13 protein-coding genes are annotated in these 16,113 nt (G+C 67.4%); 6 read left to right on the top strand and 7 right to left on the bottom strand.

Annotated elements, in window-relative coordinates; all coding sequences use genetic code 11:
- The first annotated feature begins 157 nt into the window (after positions 1–157).
- Positions 158–1,240 carry a S1 family peptidase gene (locus tag OG496_RS15510; RefSeq protein WP_405971268.1) on the top strand — a complete coding sequence of 361 codons (1,083 nt, stop codon included), beginning with the start codon at positions 158–160 and terminating at the stop codon, positions 1,238–1,240.
- 104 nt (positions 1,241–1,344) lie between these two features.
- Here OG496_RS15510 and OG496_RS15505 read toward each other — a convergent pair whose 3' ends face one another.
- On the bottom strand, positions 1,345–2,544 hold the full coding sequence (locus OG496_RS15505) for an AAA family ATPase (RefSeq protein ID WP_329351373.1): 1,200 nt from the start codon (positions 2,542–2,544) through the stop codon (positions 1,345–1,347).
- Positions 2,541–3,623 (bottom strand): DUF3533 domain-containing protein, encoded by a 1,083-nt coding sequence (locus OG496_RS15500; RefSeq protein WP_405971267.1) that lies wholly within the window; start codon positions 3,621–3,623, stop codon positions 2,541–2,543. Before OG496_RS15500 ends, OG496_RS15505 begins: the two co-directional genes overlap by 4 nt.
- Before the next feature lie 279 nt (positions 3,624–3,902).
- On the opposite strand from OG496_RS15500, the gene OG496_RS15495 reads away from it, so the two are divergent.
- Both OG496_RS15495 and OG496_RS15490 read left to right on the top strand, forming a co-directional pair.
- Positions 3,903–7,352: a DNA polymerase III subunit alpha gene (locus OG496_RS15495; RefSeq protein ID WP_405971266.1), complete on the top strand. Its 3,450-nt coding sequence runs from the start codon at positions 3,903–3,905 to the stop codon at positions 7,350–7,352.
- Positions 7,349–8,356, top strand: coding sequence for a DNA polymerase thumb domain-containing protein (locus OG496_RS15490; protein ID WP_405971265.1), 1,008 nt, complete (start codon positions 7,349–7,351; stop codon positions 8,354–8,356). Before OG496_RS15495 ends, OG496_RS15490 begins: the two co-directional genes overlap by 4 nt.
- On the opposite strand, the gene OG496_RS15485 is transcribed toward OG496_RS15490, so the two are convergent.
- Both OG496_RS15485 and OG496_RS15480 read right to left on the bottom strand, forming a co-directional pair.
- Positions 8,353–10,029 carry a tyrosine-type recombinase/integrase gene (locus tag OG496_RS15485; RefSeq protein WP_405971264.1) on the bottom strand — a complete coding sequence of 559 codons (1,677 nt, stop codon included), beginning with the start codon at positions 10,027–10,029 and terminating at the stop codon, positions 8,353–8,355. The genes OG496_RS15490 and OG496_RS15485 overlap by 4 nt on opposite strands.
- Positions 10,030–10,820: 791 nt before the next feature.
- On the bottom strand, positions 10,821–12,107 hold the full coding sequence (locus tag OG496_RS15480) for a tyrosine-type recombinase/integrase (RefSeq protein WP_405971263.1): 1,287 nt from the start codon (positions 12,105–12,107) through the stop codon (positions 10,821–10,823).
- A 92-nt stretch (positions 12,108–12,199) separates the two neighbouring features.
- Here OG496_RS15480 and OG496_RS15475 point away from each other — a divergent pair, with 92 nt between their 5' ends.
- On the top strand, positions 12,200–12,631 hold the full coding sequence (locus tag OG496_RS15475; RefSeq protein WP_405976631.1) for a hypothetical protein: 432 nt from the start codon (positions 12,200–12,202) through the stop codon (positions 12,629–12,631).
- Between the two features lie 28 nt (positions 12,632–12,659).
- Here the strand turns inward: OG496_RS15475 and OG496_RS15470 are convergent, their stop codons facing one another.
- Entirely contained in the window at positions 12,660–12,860 is a 201-nt protein-coding gene (locus OG496_RS15470; RefSeq protein ID WP_405971262.1) for a hypothetical protein, read from the bottom strand.
- A gap of 187 nt (positions 12,861–13,047) precedes the next feature.
- Positions 13,048–13,422 (bottom strand): cupin domain-containing protein, encoded by a 375-nt coding sequence (locus OG496_RS15465; protein WP_405976630.1) that lies wholly within the window; start codon positions 13,420–13,422, stop codon positions 13,048–13,050.
- 95 nt (positions 13,423–13,517) lie between these two features.
- On the opposite strand from OG496_RS15465, the gene OG496_RS15460 reads away from it, so the two are divergent.
- The gene (locus OG496_RS15460) at positions 13,518–13,961 is read left to right on the top strand and encodes a MarR family winged helix-turn-helix transcriptional regulator (RefSeq protein WP_366497863.1); all 444 of its coding nucleotides are present in this window, start codon (positions 13,518–13,520) and stop codon (positions 13,959–13,961) included.
- Positions 13,962–14,107: 146 nt separating this feature from the next.
- Positions 14,108–14,968 carry an esterase/lipase family protein gene (locus tag OG496_RS15455; protein ID WP_405971261.1) on the top strand — a complete coding sequence of 287 codons (861 nt, stop codon included), beginning with the start codon at positions 14,108–14,110 and terminating at the stop codon, positions 14,966–14,968.
- A 67-nt stretch (positions 14,969–15,035) separates the two neighbouring features.
- Here the strand turns inward: OG496_RS15455 and OG496_RS15450 are convergent, their stop codons facing one another.
- Positions 15,036–16,070, bottom strand: a complete 1,035-nt coding sequence (locus OG496_RS15450) for a lytic polysaccharide monooxygenase (protein ID WP_405971260.1) — start codon at positions 16,068–16,070, stop codon at positions 15,036–15,038.
- Positions 16,071–16,113 lie beyond the last annotated feature (43 nt).

Genomic DNA, 16,113 nt, shown 5'->3' with positions numbered 1-16,113 from the left:
AAAGCGAGGGGGGCGTGCAACCGCGTTCCGCGCACGACCTGAAGTCGACCTTGTGCGCTCCCTGTGCGATTAGGAAGAGTAGGCGCTCGTCAACCTACCTTTCGGCCGGTCGGGTCCCCATAACCTGGCGGGCCGACCCCCCACAGGAGGACACGAGTTGAAGCACCGACGCATACCCAGGCGACGGGTGGCCGTGGCAGGCGCGGGCATAGCCGCACTGGTCGTCGCGGGAGTCACCTTGCAGAGTGCGAACGCCAGTGAGACCACGCCGGCGGCCGCACCCCACACCCTCTCGGCCCTCGCGGCCGGAAAGCTCGCCTCGACGCTCGGCGAGAACCTCGGCGCCGACGCGGCCGGCACGTTCTACGACGCGAAGACCAAGAGCCTCGTGGTCAACGTGCTCGACAAGACCGCCGCCGACACCGTCGAGGCGGCCGGCGCCAAGGCGAGAATCGTCGAGAACTCCCTCGCCGAGCTGACGAGCGCCCGCACGACCCTCAAGCAGGACGCGACGATCCCCGGCACCTCGTGGGCGACCGACCCCACCACCAACAAGGTCGTCGTCACCGCCGACCGCACGGTCTCCGACGCCGAGTGGACCAAGCTCAGCAAGGTCGTCGACGGGCTCGGCGGCAAGGCCGAACTGCAGCGCACCAAGGGGGAGTACAAGCCCTTCATCGCGGGCGGCGACGCCATCTCCGGCTCGGGCGGGCGCTGTTCGCTCGGCTTCAACGTGGTCAAGGGCGGCGCGCCGTACTTCATCACCGCCGGGCACTGCACCGAGGCCATCTCCACCTGGTCCGACTCCAGTGGCAACGAGATCGGCACGAACGAGCAGTCCAGCTTCCCGGACAACGACTTCGGCCTGGTCAAGTACACCTCGGACGTCGCCCACCCGAGCGCGGTCGACCTCTACAACGGCTCCTCGCAGGCCATCACCCACGCCGCCGACGCCACCGTCGGCGAGAAGGTGACCCGCAGCGGCTCGACGACCCAGGTGCACACCGGCACGGTCACCGGCCTGGACGCCACCGTGAACTACGGCAACGGCGACATCGTCAACGGCCTCATCCAGACCGACGTCTGCGCCGAGCCCGGTGACAGCGGCGGCTCGCTGTTCGACGGCGACGCGGCGATCGGCCTCACCTCCGGCGGCAGCGGCGACTGCACCTCGGGCGGCGAGACCTTCTTCCAGCCGGTCACCGAGGCGCTGTCGACGTTCGGGGCGCAGATCGGCTGAGCAGCGGTAGTACGACAGTTGTAGTACGACGGTGAGGTCCCGCCCCCGCGCGCGAGGGGGCGGGACTTTCGCTTACGTGCTCTGTCCGCGTCCGTGCGGCGGGCTCAGCGCGTGGGCCAGTACCACAGCGGTTCGTCGAGCGGGCCCTCGCGGCCCGCCACCGTCGTCTGCCCGAACTCCTTCACCAGCTCTATGGAGTTGACGTCGAGACGGTGCCGTATCGCGCCCTTCTGGAGGGCGTCCGCGAGCGGCCGGGCGTGGGTGACCACGACGATCTGGGTGTCCTTCGTGGCGGTGAGGATCAGGTCGGCGAGCGGCGGGATCAGGTCCGGGTGGAGGCTCGTCTCCGGCTCGTTCAGCACGAGCAGCGACGGCGGCCGGGGTGTCAACAGGGCCGCCGCCCACAGGAGATAGCGCAGGGTGCCGTCCGACAGCTCGGCGGCGGTGAGCGCGCGCAGCAGCCCGTGCTGGCGCAGGGCGAGCTGGAAACGGCCGCCGAGATCGGCGATGTGCACCTGGCTGCCGGGGAAGGCCGCGTCCACGGCGGCGTCCAGCGCCTCGGCGTCGCCGACCTCGCGGATCGTCTGCAGGGCGGCGGCCAGATCGGAGCCGTCACCGCTGAGCACGGGCGTGCGCGTGCCGATCTGGGCAGCACGGGCCGGGGCGTCCGCGTCGGTGCGGACATGGTCGTAGAACCGCCAGGATCTGATGAACTCCCGTACCGCCAGGACGTCGGGGGCGTGCTGGGGGTCGGCCAGTTCGCCGAGCATGCTGTCGTACGGGCGCAGGGTGCCGTGGGCGCGGGACCAGCCGCCGCCCGCGCCGCGCAGTCTGACGGCGGCTCCCGCGCGGTCGGAGAGCACCGAGGCCGGGCGCAGGACGGGGCCGCTCCAGATGGACTCGCGTTTGATCTCCGGGTCGAGGTTGAACATGGACGCCACGCGGTCGGTCCCCGGGGACGGGCTGGGGTGCCCGAAGTCGATGGCGTACCCGAACTCGTCGCCCGCGAAGCCCAGTTGCAGACTGACCGGGCCCGAGCGGACCGTGCCCTGCACGGGATGTCTGCCCTCGCGCACCGCGCGGCCGATCTTCTCCGGGCCCGCCCACAGGACCGACGGCAGCCCGCCCTCCTGCGCGAGCGCGGCGACGGCGCCGCCGCGCGCGGACGCGGCGAGCAGGCGCAGCGAGCGGTAGAGGCTCGACTTGCCCGTGCCGTTCGCCCCCGTGATCACGTTCAGTCGCGTCAGCGGGACGATCAGGCGGCGCAGGGAGCGGTAGTTCTCGACGGCCAGGGTGCTGATCATGCGTCCAGGGTTGCAGACGGGTCTGACAATCCCGGTCGGTCCAGGAGGTCCTCGTGCTTCCGCCGCAGCGTCGCCGCCAGCAGGGTGACCACGATCCCGGCGAGCGCCCAGGCCGACAGGACCAGCAGCGGGCCGGTGATGGCGTTGCCCTTGAAGTAGGCGATCGAGCGCGCCACCCAGGTCCCGGCGCCCGGTGGCAGCGCGGGCCCGATCGCGTTCCAGAACGGCGGCAGCAGCGGCAGCGGGAAGGCGCCGCCCGCGCTCGGATTGCCCGCGATCACCACCAGCAGGATCGCGAGACCGATGCCCACGACCCCGAAGACCCCCTGCAGCCCGAGGGTCGCCGCTCCCACGGCGAACGTGATCAGCGCGCCGAGCCCCCAGAAGGCCATGACACTGCCCGGCAGCGCCCCCAGGACCGGCCCGACGATCACCGCGCCGCCGAGACCGCCGACGATCGCGACCAGCGCCATGGTGACCAGCCGGATCACCGCGCGGCGCGGGTTGGCGGGCCGGGCGCCGGTGCTGATCGCCAGGATCGAGGCGCACAGATAGCCGCCGACACACCAGCCGACGACCAGGTAGAACGACGACAGCCCGTCGAAGTCCTGGGACGAGGCCGGCGCCACGTCCACCGTCCGGACCGTGCGCTGCTCGGCCCTCTCCAGGGTGGCGGTGATGGTCTCCAGGGTGGTCGCGAGGACGGTGCCGCCGCCGGTGGCGACCAGGAGCGTGTCCTTGGTGCCGCGCGGGTCGATGACGAGGGCACCGTCGATGTCCCGGTCCAGGATCTGCCTCCGCGCGGTCGCCGCGTCGGACACCGCGCGCGGGTCGAGCGGTGAGCCGGGCAGTTGCTTCAGCCGGGCCACCGTCTGCTCGGCCGTGACCTGAGGAGCTACGACCCCGAAAGCCACGTCCCTGGGCTTCGGGTTGTGAAGTGCGCCTACGTAGGAGGCGATGAAGAGCAGCTGAAGGGCGACCACACCGACGACGAGCAGGGCGGCCCGCAGGGTGACCGCGTCCTTCACCTCACCGAAGAAGGACGTACGGGACGTACCGGCATCCGGGGTCTCTGTCATGCCCCCACGGTCTCGGTGGCCGGGTCTCCACGCAGGCGGGAAGGGGCCGAACGGATGTCGTACGCGTGTTCGGAAAATATTTCTCCGCCAACTGCCCGGCCTGGGCGGGGAGCTGACGGAGTGGTGTCTGTTTCGGCCACCGCGCACCTCCCCAAGGAATCGTCTGTGTGTTCGAATGTGGTCGCTGACCGGGACTGATGGGGCTAGAGTAATCGAACGAGCGTGCGATGAACATATCGGGCGGATGGCTGAAAAGGGGTGGAGTGATGGAGGTGCGGCATGGCGGGCTTCGCCCATCTGCACGTCGCGTCCGGTTACTCCGCCCGCTACGGCGCCTCCCACCCCGAGCAGCTCGTCGACCGGGCGGCCGAACGGGGCGTGACGGCGCTCGCGCTCACCGACCGGGACACGGTCACCGGCGCCGTCCGCTTCGCGCAGGCGTGCGCCGGAACGGAGGTCCGGCCGATCTTTGGCATCGACCTGGCGGTGGAGGCCCTCGCGCCCCCGCCGCCCGCACAGCGCCCGCGCACTCCCGCCCGCGGTGGCGCGCACGTGGTCGAGCCGCCGCTGCGGTTCGTGCTGCTCGCCCAGGACCGGGAGGGCTGGGCCCGGCTGTGCCGCATCACGTCGGCGGCGCACGAGGGCGCCCTGTCCGGTACGGCGCCGGTGGTGCCGTGGGAGGCGCTGCGCGAGTACGGCGGCCCCGGACTGACCGTGCTGCTCGGGCCGCTCTCGGAGCCGGTGCGGGCGCTGTCGGTGGGCCGGGAGGACGTCGCGATGAAGCTGCTGGCGCCCTGGCGGGAGATCTTCGGGAGGGGAGTCCGGTTGGAGGCCGTAGCGCAGAATCGTTTCAGCACAGGTCCGGGCTCCCTCCGTCTGGCCGCCCGCACCCTCGCCCTGGCCGACCGCACCCGCACCACCGCCGTGCTCTCCAATGCGGTCCGCTACGCCGACCCCGCCCAGCACCGCCTCGCCGACGTCCTGGACGCGGCACGGCTGCTGCGCCCGGTCGACCGGCGCCGCCTGGACAGCGGGCAGCGCTGGCTCAAGGACGAGAGGGAGATGACGGTCGTGGCACGGATGATCGCCGAGTGCGCGGGAGCGGACGTCCGCCGGGCCCGCCGGCTGCTGGCGGACACCGCGAACACCGCGGCCGGGTGCGCCGTGGACCCCGTGGACCTCGGTCTCGGCAGGCGGCACTTTCCGGAACCGTCGCTCTTCGGCGCCGGACCGGAGACGGGTGGCGCGGCCGGGCTGCTGCGCCTGAGGTCCGAGGAGGGACTGGCCCGACGCGGCCTCGACCGCGACCGGGCGGCACTCGACCGGCTGGACGAGGAACTCGCCGTCATGTCCCACTGGAACTACGACGCGTACTTCCTCGCCGTCGGCCAGGTCGTCGCCGACATCCGGGCCAAGGGCATCCGCGTCGCCGCCCGCGGCTCCGGCGCCGGCTCGCTGGTCTGCCACGCGCTGGACATCGCCACCGCCAACCCGCTCGACCACAGCCTGCTGTTCGAACGCTTCCTGAGCACCCGCCGGGAGTCACTGCCCGACATCGACATCGACGTGGAGTCCGCCCGCCGCCTGGAGTGCTACGACACGATCTTCGAACGCTTCGGCAAGGAGCGGGTGGCGGTCACCGCGATGCCCGAGACCTACCGCGCACGCAGGGCGCTGCGCGACACCGGCCTCGCGCTGGGGATCGCCCCGGCCGACGTCGACCGGATCGCCAAGAGCTTCCCGCACCTGCGTGCCTCCGACATCACCAGCGCGCTCGCCGAACTGCCCGAACTGCGCCAACTGGCCGCCGAGGCACACCGGTTCGGCCCTCTGTGGGAACTCGCCGAAGGCCTCGACTCCCTGGTCCACGGCATGGCCATGCACCCCTGCGGCGTGGTCATCAGCGACGCGACTCTCCTGGACCGGCTGCCGGTGCAGCCCACTCCGCAGGGCGACTACCCGATGGCGATGGCCGCGAAGGAGGAGATCGAGGCGCTGGGCAACATCAAACTCGACGTCCTGGGCGTCCGGATGCAGTCCGCGATGGCCCACGCCGTCACCGAGATCGAACGCGCCACCGGCCACCGCATCGACCTCGACGACCCCCAACAGGTGCCGCTCGACGACGTGTTCGCCTTCAAGCTCATTCAGGAGAGCCAGACGCTGGGGCTATTTCAATTGGAGTCACCTGGTCAACAAGACCTTTTGTCGAGACTCCAACCCCGTGACGTGCAGGACGTCATCGCGGACATCAGCCTCTTCCGCCCCGGCCCGGTCGCCGGCGGCATGCCCGAGCGGTACATCGCCGCGCGTCATGGCGGTACGCCGGTGTATGCGCACCCGCACCTCGAACCCGTGCTCGCCGACACCTACGGCGTGACCATCTGGCACGAGCAGATCATCGACACCCTGCATGTACTGACCGGCTGTGAGCGGGCCTTCGCGGAGGTCACCCGGCGGGCCCTCGGCGACAAGGAGCAACTGCCCCGGATCAAGGACTGGTTCCACCAGAAGGCACACGCGCGTGGCTACAGTCCGGCCGTCCGGGACGAGGTCTGGAAGACCGTCGAGGCCTTCGGGGCGTACGGCTTCTGCCGCGCCCACGCGGTCGCCTTCGCCGTACCGGCCCTGCAGAGCGCCTGGCTCAAGGCGCATCATCCGGCGTTCCTGCTGGCCGGGTTGCTCGAACACGACCCCGGGATGTGGCCCAAGCGCGTCCTGGTCTCCGACGCCCGCCGGCGCGGTGTGCCGGTCCTGCCCGTCGACATCAACCGCTCCAGGGTGAAGCACACCGTGGAGATGACCGAGAAGGAGGAGTGGGGCGTGCGGCTCGCTCTGTCCGGGGTGCGCGGTATCAGCGAGGAGGAGTGCGCGCGGGTCGAGGAGGGGCAGCCGTACGGATCGCTGTCGGACTTCTGGCAGCGGGCCCGCCCCAGCAGGCCGGTCGCCGAACGCCTCGCGGAGATCGGTGCGTTGACCTGTCTGCACGACGGCCGTCTCACCCGGCGTGATCTGCTGCTCCAGATCGCCGAGTTGCACCGGCAGTCCCGCAACCGGACCGCGGGAGCCGGTCAACTGCCCATGGACACGGGCGCTGTTGGGGGAGCGGAGCCGAGCGGGTTGCCGGAGATGACCGGACGCGAGGCGCTGAGCGCCGAGTTGGGCACGCTCGGCATCGACGTCTCCCGGCATCTGATGGAGCATCACCACCGGCTGCTGCGCGAGATCGGCGCGACGGACGCGGCCCATCTGGCCGAACTGCGCGCGGGGCAGCAGGTGTTGGTCGCCGGGGTGCGGGCCTCGACACAGACCCCGCCGATCGCGAGCGGCAAGCGGATCATCTTCGTCACCCTGGAGGACGGCTCGGGCCTGGTCGACCTGGCCTTCTTCGAGGACTCCCATCCGGCCTGCGCGTACACCGTCTTCCACAGCGGGCTGCTCCTGGTGCGCGGCACGGTCCAGGTGCGCGGCACCCGTCGTACCGTCGTCGGTTCCATGGCCTGGGACCTGGACGAGATTGCCAACGCCCGCCGGGACGACGGTCCCGAGGCGGCGCTCGCCCTTCTGGGCACCGCCCGCCCGCACCCGACACCTGCCCAGCCGGGGCGCACCCTGGCCGACGGCACCGCCGGCGCACGGCTGCATCCGTACGCCGACCTCCAGCCCGCTGGCACCCGCTCGGCCGACCTGAAGAAGTTCGGCCACCGCAGCCCGGGGAGCGCGGGATGATTGCGCGGCAGCGGCACATCGCCCACCTTCACCTGCACACCGCGCTGACCGAGGCCCAGTACGACGATGTAATCGAACTGGTGTCCGGAATCACGCCTCACGTCCAGGCCATCCCGCCCAACGCCCTTCAGGTGGAACTGACTTCGGCGCTCCGGTACTTCGACATGTCCGCCTACGACGCGGTCCAGACGGTGAAGATGAGACTGAAGGCCCACTACGGCATCGACTGCAGCGCCGGGCTCGCGGGCAACCGCATGCTGGCGGCGATGGCGGCCGACGCGTCCGCCCCGGGGGACACCACCCGGGTGCCCACCGGGGAAGCGGCCGACTGGTTGTACCCCCGGCCGGTCACCGCACTGCCCGGGATCGGCCGCGCCACGGCGGACACGCTGCACCGATACGGCCTGCACACCATCGGCCAGCTCACCGACCTGCCTCCGGCGACCCTGCAACGGCTCCTCGGCGCGGGCCAGGCACGGCTGTTGACCGAGCGCGCCCGCGGCCACGACCCCCGCCCGGTCTTCTCTGAACTACATGGGATTTCGAACTCGGTCAGCGCGGACTACCGTTTCGAACATGACGAACTGAATCCAGACCGTCGTCGCCGGGCTCTACTTTTCCTGGTCGATGAGCTTGGGTCTCGTATGCGTACCGCTAACCGCGTGGCCCGAGCTCTCACGCTTATTACTCGATATGCCGATGGCTTGACGACTACTCGTACTCGTGCACTCGCTGAACCAACTGCCCATACTCCCATATTGGCAGCCGCTGCTTATGTGCTACATGACGCACTGAGTTTGCAACGTGCTCGTGTCCGCGCAGTTTCTCTCCGAGCCGAGAAGGTGATCGAAGTAGAATTTGCCAGCCATCAGCTTACTTTTGATCAGCAGGCGACTAGCGCTCGCAAGTTGGAGCCGGTGATCGACCAGCTTAACTACCGGTGGCCCGGAGCAGTCAAGCCAGCAACTCTTGCTGGCTTGACTCGCGGTGTCATCGGAAATTAGAGACGCCCGGTGATCTGATCGAAGCTTGGCATTCCCAAGCTCACGGTCCTTCGTTCAGCCTCGGAGTCCAGTTGGGACAGCTTTTCCTCCGCTCCGGCCAAACTCACGTGCAGGCCCTCTACCTCGCCAAACCACCCTTCTCTCTCGGCCTCGCCGATCCGTGAAAGTAGGTTGTCGCGAATCTCGACCAGGCGTGGACGCTGAGAAGGATCCGGACGGAGCATTGAGCACCGCACGCATGCGTGTTCATGAATGCAAGGAGTTCCGAAAGCGCGGGCGCAGGTTCCCACTGAGAGCTTGCGCTTCTCGAAGTGAGATAGAAATGCATCCCATTCCTCGTTGGTTGGCGTTCGGTACTCTTCGCTCGGGCGAAGAGTCCGGCGGCGCGCAATGAAGGATCTGTGCGCCCGGATCGCCTCCTCCGGGTAAATTGCCTTATAGCCCATCGTTGTGTTGATGTCTTTGTGTCCGCAGATTATCTGAGCTATGTGAGGAGGCAGTCCATTCATCACGGCGTCGGTGACAAACATTCGCCGAAAATCGTGGAGTTGATAGTGCAGTGGTTTCCCTTCTGAATCGGTCAATCCAGTGAGAGCCAGGGCTCGCTTGAGGAATCTAGCAAATAAGGAACGCCCCATGGCGCGGTCGGCTCCACCGTGCACCCGTTGAAACAACTGAGGCGCCGGGGGATGCCAGATCTTTTCGTAATAGTCGTAGAAGGGAACGAGAGGGATTCTCCCCGAGACTCGCACGCGACAGACAATGGTGCTGAGCACGTCAGCAAGTTCCGGACTGACCAGTAGCAGCCTCTCTTGATCCGTCTTCGACGGGGCTATCTGCAGCAGGGGAATAACCTCTCCGGTGTCCGGCAGCCGATACTGGGTGATGCTGTGGTGGCTGAGCTCGTTAAGCTCCTCGGCGCGAATTCCCGTATGTCGAAGGACCTCGACCACAGCCCAACCCCAGAACGCGTCGCTTTCCTCGGTGGCTAGATCGCGACTGCGGCCGTCAGTAAGACTGATGGCTCTGGTGATTTTGTAATTGCTGGCCGGCCGGACGCGTTGAAAAGTCTCTCCGCTGACGGTGAAGAAGTCACCTTCATTTGTTTCCAGGAGTGCAGCCAGTCGAGCGCTGGCTTGGCTGCGCTGCTCTGCAACGCTTTTCACTAAGATCGGTAGAACTGAGAGACGCTCACGTGTCCGCTGGTCCATGCGAGACTTGAGCTTCTTCTTGTCTTTACTTAGATCGATGTCGGCCTGCGTTATCGGGCAAGGAGCGGCCCACTGACCCCAGCGGACTGGCTCCTCCACTGCCCATTGGGCGATGTCGAGATAGAACGCGCGGATGGTAGTCATGTTGCGCTTCGCATGCCGTCTGGGAGTGTGAACTTCGACGTTGGAACCGTTGCCCAGCGCGGCCATGCTTACTATGGTCCGATGGCGCTGCTTCCATGCAGCGGCGATGTCTCGGTCTAGATGTAGAGAACTGATCCCGGGATGGTGAATCTCCAGGTCACGCCAGAAGTGCCCTGCGAGTACGTAGGCGACATTAGACAGGCTGCTGTAATCCATCTGCGGTTGTCGCTCTTTGAGATACTCGACAAGCATGTCCCGGATCTGGGGGGACTCGATCTGATGACGGTCGATTAGAAATTCGACGCTGTGCTGTCCCATCGTACGCCGGAAGGCTGCGAGTGTGGGTGGAGCATCTTGAGGGAACTGCCCCATCCTATAGAGGACCTGATAGAAGAGAGTCCTGCCGGTTGAGCCCTTTACACGGCCAGCATCCTGGGCGTCTACGACTTGAACACAGTCACCAACAGTGATGTCGCTTATCAGCCCTCCTTTAGCTTGCAGGATCATGGACAGGTTGGCCAGCGCAGGATTAATGCGAAGCTCTCCGTGAGCTCCTTGTGCCGCAAGGGAAGATCTAACACGCGAAAATCCCTCCGGATCACGTCTCCGTTCCAGAGCTTTGACGGAGCCACTCGATCTCCGAGAAACGATCCAACGTAAGCCAGGCCGGATGACATCAGCACAGATGAGCGCCAACATGCCGGATAGCAGGTCAGATTCAGTTGACTTGGTGCGAGGTAACAGGCCCTTGCGTTCGAGCCATTCGGACGGAAAGCGTGACCACTGATTTCCTGGAATCGCCTCGGAGCTACTGGCCTCCCACCTCTGTTGCCAGGTTTCGCCAGGAAAGGTCTCCAACCACCGCAAGAGTCTTGCCGCGGCCATAACACAGCCCTTTCGGGTTTGCTCGCCATCCGCGCCTAGTTTGTCCCTCACGAACTCGACGGTTCTCTCATAGTCCTTGGCTGTCGCTGGCCAGGTCGAAGGGACCTGCCGTGAAGGGAACCTCCGCCGAAGTTCGAATAGCGCGGTGCCTTCTGGGGGAGTCGACGATGGGTATACACGCGCTGGTGGAACACGAATGAGGTGTTCTGTGCTCTGATCATTTCTCACCAAGAGCCTCCAAAGAGTACGGACATACTCGCGGCGTCGTAACCGTCTGCCAGCGGAGTAGGCAAAGGGCGTGCTGACTCTCTTGCCCTGCGGGCATGGTGGGCGAGAACATCCCGTACCACCTCGTCCTTGCTAGGAGTTATGTAAATTTGAGTTGTGCTGAGACTCGCATGTCCCAGAACCCATTGAACATCGGTGAGCGGGAGTTTCGGATCGCGAGCCATTCGGTAGGCCGCGGTATGCCGCAGATCGTGAAGAGTCCAGTTGGCTCCCAGCCCTACATTGGCTCGATCGAACATGGCTCTGGCGGCGTGATAATTCAGTGGGCGCCAGGGACGCCTCAACGTCCACCACATCGGCTGGTTGCGTCCACGCGGTACTCCATGGCGCCAGGCTTCTTCCTGGTAGAGCCTCAGCCAGACAAAAGCGTCTGAGGAAGTCGGGATTTGTTGGTAGTCACCGCTACCCTTACGGACTACGCCGATAACTTGCTGACCCGGGTCTGCATCGCGCTGTTTGCTCGTTAGCAGTTCTGCGGCGCGTGCGCCGCTGGATACCCAGAAGGCCAGCAATGCGCGGTCGCGATGGCACTTCAGCGCGGAGAAGAGTTGGTTGAACCATTCGTCTGGGATCCGCCGCGGGATGCGTATCGGGATCTTGGGACGGTAACGACCTTGCCGCTCGGGTTTAAAGGGATCCATCGGATTGTGATGAGCGTTGGCTCGTCCAGAACCGCGAGCTCGGTCTAGCGGAAATGGATTAAGGATCGGTCCGCTGCCAGTATCTCGGTGGAAGTCATAGAACGATCGCAGAACGGTCTCTGAGTGAGCGCGAGTGGAGGCAGCGTACTTCGGTCCTGGATCTGGCTTGCCAGTTACTGAGTTTGGGGTGCCCGTTGGTGATTTTGAGGAACCCCTGGCCTCCGGTTTGGCAGTGTCAGGGTCCCTTTGGTAACGCCAGTGGACACGAAGAGGCTTGTCTGCGATCTGCATCCACCGAGCAAAGTCCCTTGCTTCGGTGCGGGATGCCCGGTCCCACTCGATGCCCAAGGCCCATAAGAATCGCCACCATCGCAGCAGATCCATTCCGTAAGACCGGATAGTGCTTGATGCGCGTCCGGCCGCTTGTAGATCCGCGAAGTACGCTGCCACCGGCTCGATCGACCTTCCCGACGGATCCAGCAGCTGGTACGGCTCCCACAGCTCGCCCGTCTCAGCTAAGTGGCCGGCATCAGGGACGACAAGACGTGCGAGATCCCTGGCGGGACCTGTTAGTTCAGCCATGGCGCGGAACGCTAGCAGAGAGTGCCTTTGACCTGCGAAGATGCCTGATTTAGTTCAGTCAATAGGTCGTCCCCGCGGAACCGGCGGCACATCTGACCGCCGACCTGGCCCTGAGCCAGGACTGCCTGGACCCGGCCCAACACCACCGGGCCGTCCTGGGACTTGCCGACCGGATCGGCCAACGCCTGCGCGGGGAAAGGAAGTTCGCGGGCCGGCTCACCCTCACCGTGAGATACGCCGACCGCAGCTCCACCACGCGTACGCGCGCGCTGCCGGAACCCACCGACCACTCACCCGCCGTCGCCGCCACCGCCCTGGGCCTGTTGACCTCCCTCGGACTGCAACGCGCCCGCGTCCGTGCCCTCGTGCTCCGTGCCGACGACCTGCGGCCGGTCGGCCGTGCCTACCGTCAGCTCTCCATGGATCCCGGGGACACCCGCGCCCGCGCGGTCGAAGCCGCCGCGGACCGTGCCCGGCGGCGTTTCGGGCAGGAGGCGGTATGCCCGGCGGCGCTGGCGGACTGAGCTCCGTGGCCTGGAACTGTCCCTGCGCTCAAGGGCGTTGGCTGGGGGTGTTCCGCTTCTGCCAGGCCCGCAGCAGCAAGAAGAGTCCGACCAACGCGACCACCACGCCCAGCACCGCGTACTGGCCGTGGCCGGACATGGCCGAGCCGTTCATCGCGCCGACGCCCTGCGCGATCCAGACCGCGCCAAGCACGACGAGGATGATCCCGCCGACACCACGGACCACCATGGTCACTCCATTCCCCGCACCGGTACGTCACGCAGACGGCACCCGCCCGCGTTCACCGCTCAGCTTCGTCCCGTTCGACGCGCTTGGGACGGTCGAAAACCTTACGGAACGAGAACGTCGTACGGGTTGGGGTGTTGGGGGCAGGGGCGCAGTGCGCGACCAGGATCGCGGGAAGCGGCATCCTGCGTCAGTTGGCCCACGGCGCGACAATGCGCGTGCCGTCCGCCAACTCCGCCTCCAGGCCGATGGTCGTGGTGACCCAGGTGATCGCGGTCCGGTCGGTGGGGTTCTCGGCGCCGAAGGTCGCCCCCGGGTTGATGATCAACGTGTCGCCCGCGCCGACCCGTTCGGTACGGCCGTCGAGCGTGATCACCAGCTCGCCTTCGAGGATGTGCAGGACCTCCTCGTGGTTGACGGTGTGCAGGGGAGCCTTGGTGCCGGCGGGGATCTCGCCCCGCCACGCGCACAGTTCCTTGCTGCCGGTGCGGGGATGGGCGTACGAGACGAAGCGGGCGCCGTGGATCTCGTGGACGACGGCGTCGGACGGGTGGACGACGGGCATGACTGCCTCCAGAAGTGGATGGTCAAGCTGCTTGACCATGCCCTCAACATGGTCAAGCAGCTTGACCAATCCGTCAAGGGTGTTTCAATGCCCTGGTGGAGAACTCCGAGGCCATGGCCCTGACCGCCGCCCTGCTCGCCGCCGCGGGCGACCTGACGAAGCGCATCAACGACGGGGTCGTGGCGCGCGGATTCGAGGTGCGCCCGGCACACGGCTTCGCCTTTGCGCGGCTCGCCCCGGACGGGGCGACGGCCACCGACCTCGCCTCCCATCTCGGAGTCACCAAGCAGGCGGCGAGTCAGCTTGTCGACGAACTCGTGCGCAAGGGGTACGCGGAGCGGCGCCCGCATCCCGGTGACGCCCGCGCCCGGCTGGTCGTGCTCACCGACTTGGGGTGGGCCTGTACGCGGGCCGCGGAAGAGGCGGCTCTGGAGGCCGTGCGGCCGTGGGTCGAACTGCTGGGTGAGGGTGAAGTGCGCGTGTTGTGTGACCGTTTGCGGCGTATTGCGCCCTACGGTCCCCTCAGGCCCACCTGGTGACCGGTTATCACTGGAAGTTTTTACTGACGCGTAACTTCACACTTCACCTACTCGCTCGTAACTTGACGAGTGAACAGCATTCTTGTGATCCGGATCACAGGGCGTAAGGCCGTCGCAACTCCCTTGAGCCGCAAGGAGATCACACGATGCTGCCCTGGAAACGACTGCTCAGACCCCTGACCGCGCTGCTGCTGACCGCCGCGGTCGCCGCCGTTCCCACCGCCGCCGCTCACGCGTCGAGCGCCCCCACCAGTGGCTGGAACGACTACAGCTGCAAGCCCTCCGCCGCCCACCCCCGCCCCGTCGTCCTCGTGCACGGCACCTTCGCCAACGCCACCGACAACTGGCTGAGCCTCGCGCCGTACCTGGAAGCCCGCGACTACTGCGTCTTCTCCCTCGACTACGGCCAACTCCCCGGCGTCCCCCTCGTATACGGCCTCGGTCCCATCGACCAGTCGGCGGCCCAACTCCAGGTCTACGTCGACAAGGTGCTCGCCGCGACCGGCGCCGCCAAGGCCGACCTGGTCGGGCACTCGCAGGGCGGGATGATGCCCCGCTACTACCTCAAGTTCCTCGGCGGCGCCGCCAAGGTGAACACCTTCGTCGGCATCGCACCCGACAACCACGGCACCACCCTGGACGGCCTCACCAAACTACTGCCGTACTTCCCGGGCGCCGAGGACGTGATCGCCGCGGCCGCCCCCGGCCTCGCCGACCAGGTCGCCGGCTCGGCCTTCCTCGCCAAGCTGAACGCGGGCGGCGACACCGTCCCCGGCGTCCACTACACGGTCATCGCCACCAGGTACGACGAGGTCGTGACGCCCTACACGAGTCAGTTCCTGAGCGGGTCCGACGTGCACAACGTGCTGATCCAGAACCTGTGTTCAGTGGATCTGTCGGAGCACGCCCTGCTCGGGCTCACCGACCGGATCGCCTTCCACGAGGTCGCCAACGCCCTCGACCCCGCGCACGCCACCACCACCAACTGCCTGTCGGCGCTGAGTTGACCGTAGGCACACCGCGGGGCCTGTCCGACCTGAGCCGCCGGACAGGCCCCGCCCCCTGCACGGTCACCTAACGACCGTGCCGTCCGCCGCCGTTGGTCGCGCGGCGGCGGACCGAGGCGAACAGGGCCGCGGCGCCGAGTGCCAGAGAGGCCGCGCCGCCCACGATGAGATACGGCGAGCTGTTGTTGGCGCCGGTCTCGGCGAGGTTCTTCGAACTCCCCGCCGTCTGCGGCTCGTTGGCCTCGGTGGTCGCCTGGTTCGTCGCGGCGGCCGGCTCCGCCGACGTGCTCGCGTCCGCGTCCCCGTGGCCGTTGTGCTCGACCGTCGACTTGTCGGCACCGGCCGCGATCTGCTGGCTGGAAGGGGCGGAGGCGGTGGGCGCGGGAGTCGTGGGAGCGGCCGGGGTGGGCGTCGAACTGCCCGACGTACCACCGCCGTTGGCGCCCGTGCCGCTTCCGCTTCCGCTTCCGCTGAAGCTGACGTCCGAGCAGGAGTAGAACGCCTCCGGACTGTCCGAGCGCTGCCAGATCGCGTACAGGAGCTGCTTGCCGGAGCGTTGCGGGAGGGTGCCGGAGAAGGTGTAGAAGCCGCCCGAGGCGACCGGGTCGGTGGACGTCGCGACCGGGTGGTCCAGGTCCAGGTCCGCCCAGGCGAGCGGCTGGGCGGGGTCGTAGCCGGACTTGGTGATGTACACCTTGAAGGTGCCCTTGTGCGGGGCGGTCACGCGGTACTTGAAGGTGTACGAGCCGCTGCTCACGCTCGTCGCCGGCCAGTCGGTGCGGGCCAGGTCGAGGCCCTTGAACTCCTCGTTGTTCGCGCTGCACAGCTTGCCGTCCGGGACCAGCGTCTGGTGCTGCCCGTTCGCGTCACCGATCCGGATGCCGTTCCAGTCGTAGAGCGCCTGCGTGCCACCGGCCGCGACCGCCGCCTTGCACGCGTCGGACTTGGGGCTCTCCGGTCCTTCCGCGTAGCACTGCGCGACCCTGCTGACCGGGTCGCCCATCGAACCGTGCGCCGCCGCGGGCGCCGCGGCGAGCGCGGTCAGGGCGAGCGGGGTCATCCCGAGGACGGCGACAGCGGCGACCTTGCGGCGTGCGGGCATGGGGGAACTCCAACTCCTCGGACGGTGCTCGGCGCGGGGGACG

The organism is Streptomyces sp. NBC_00988, assembly GCF_045162645.1.
Classification (GTDB): domain Bacteria; phylum Actinomycetota; class Actinomycetes; order Streptomycetales; family Streptomycetaceae; genus Streptomyces.
The sequence above is the reverse complement of the archived record's forward strand: the minus strand, read 5'-3'. Positions and strand labels throughout refer to the sequence as shown.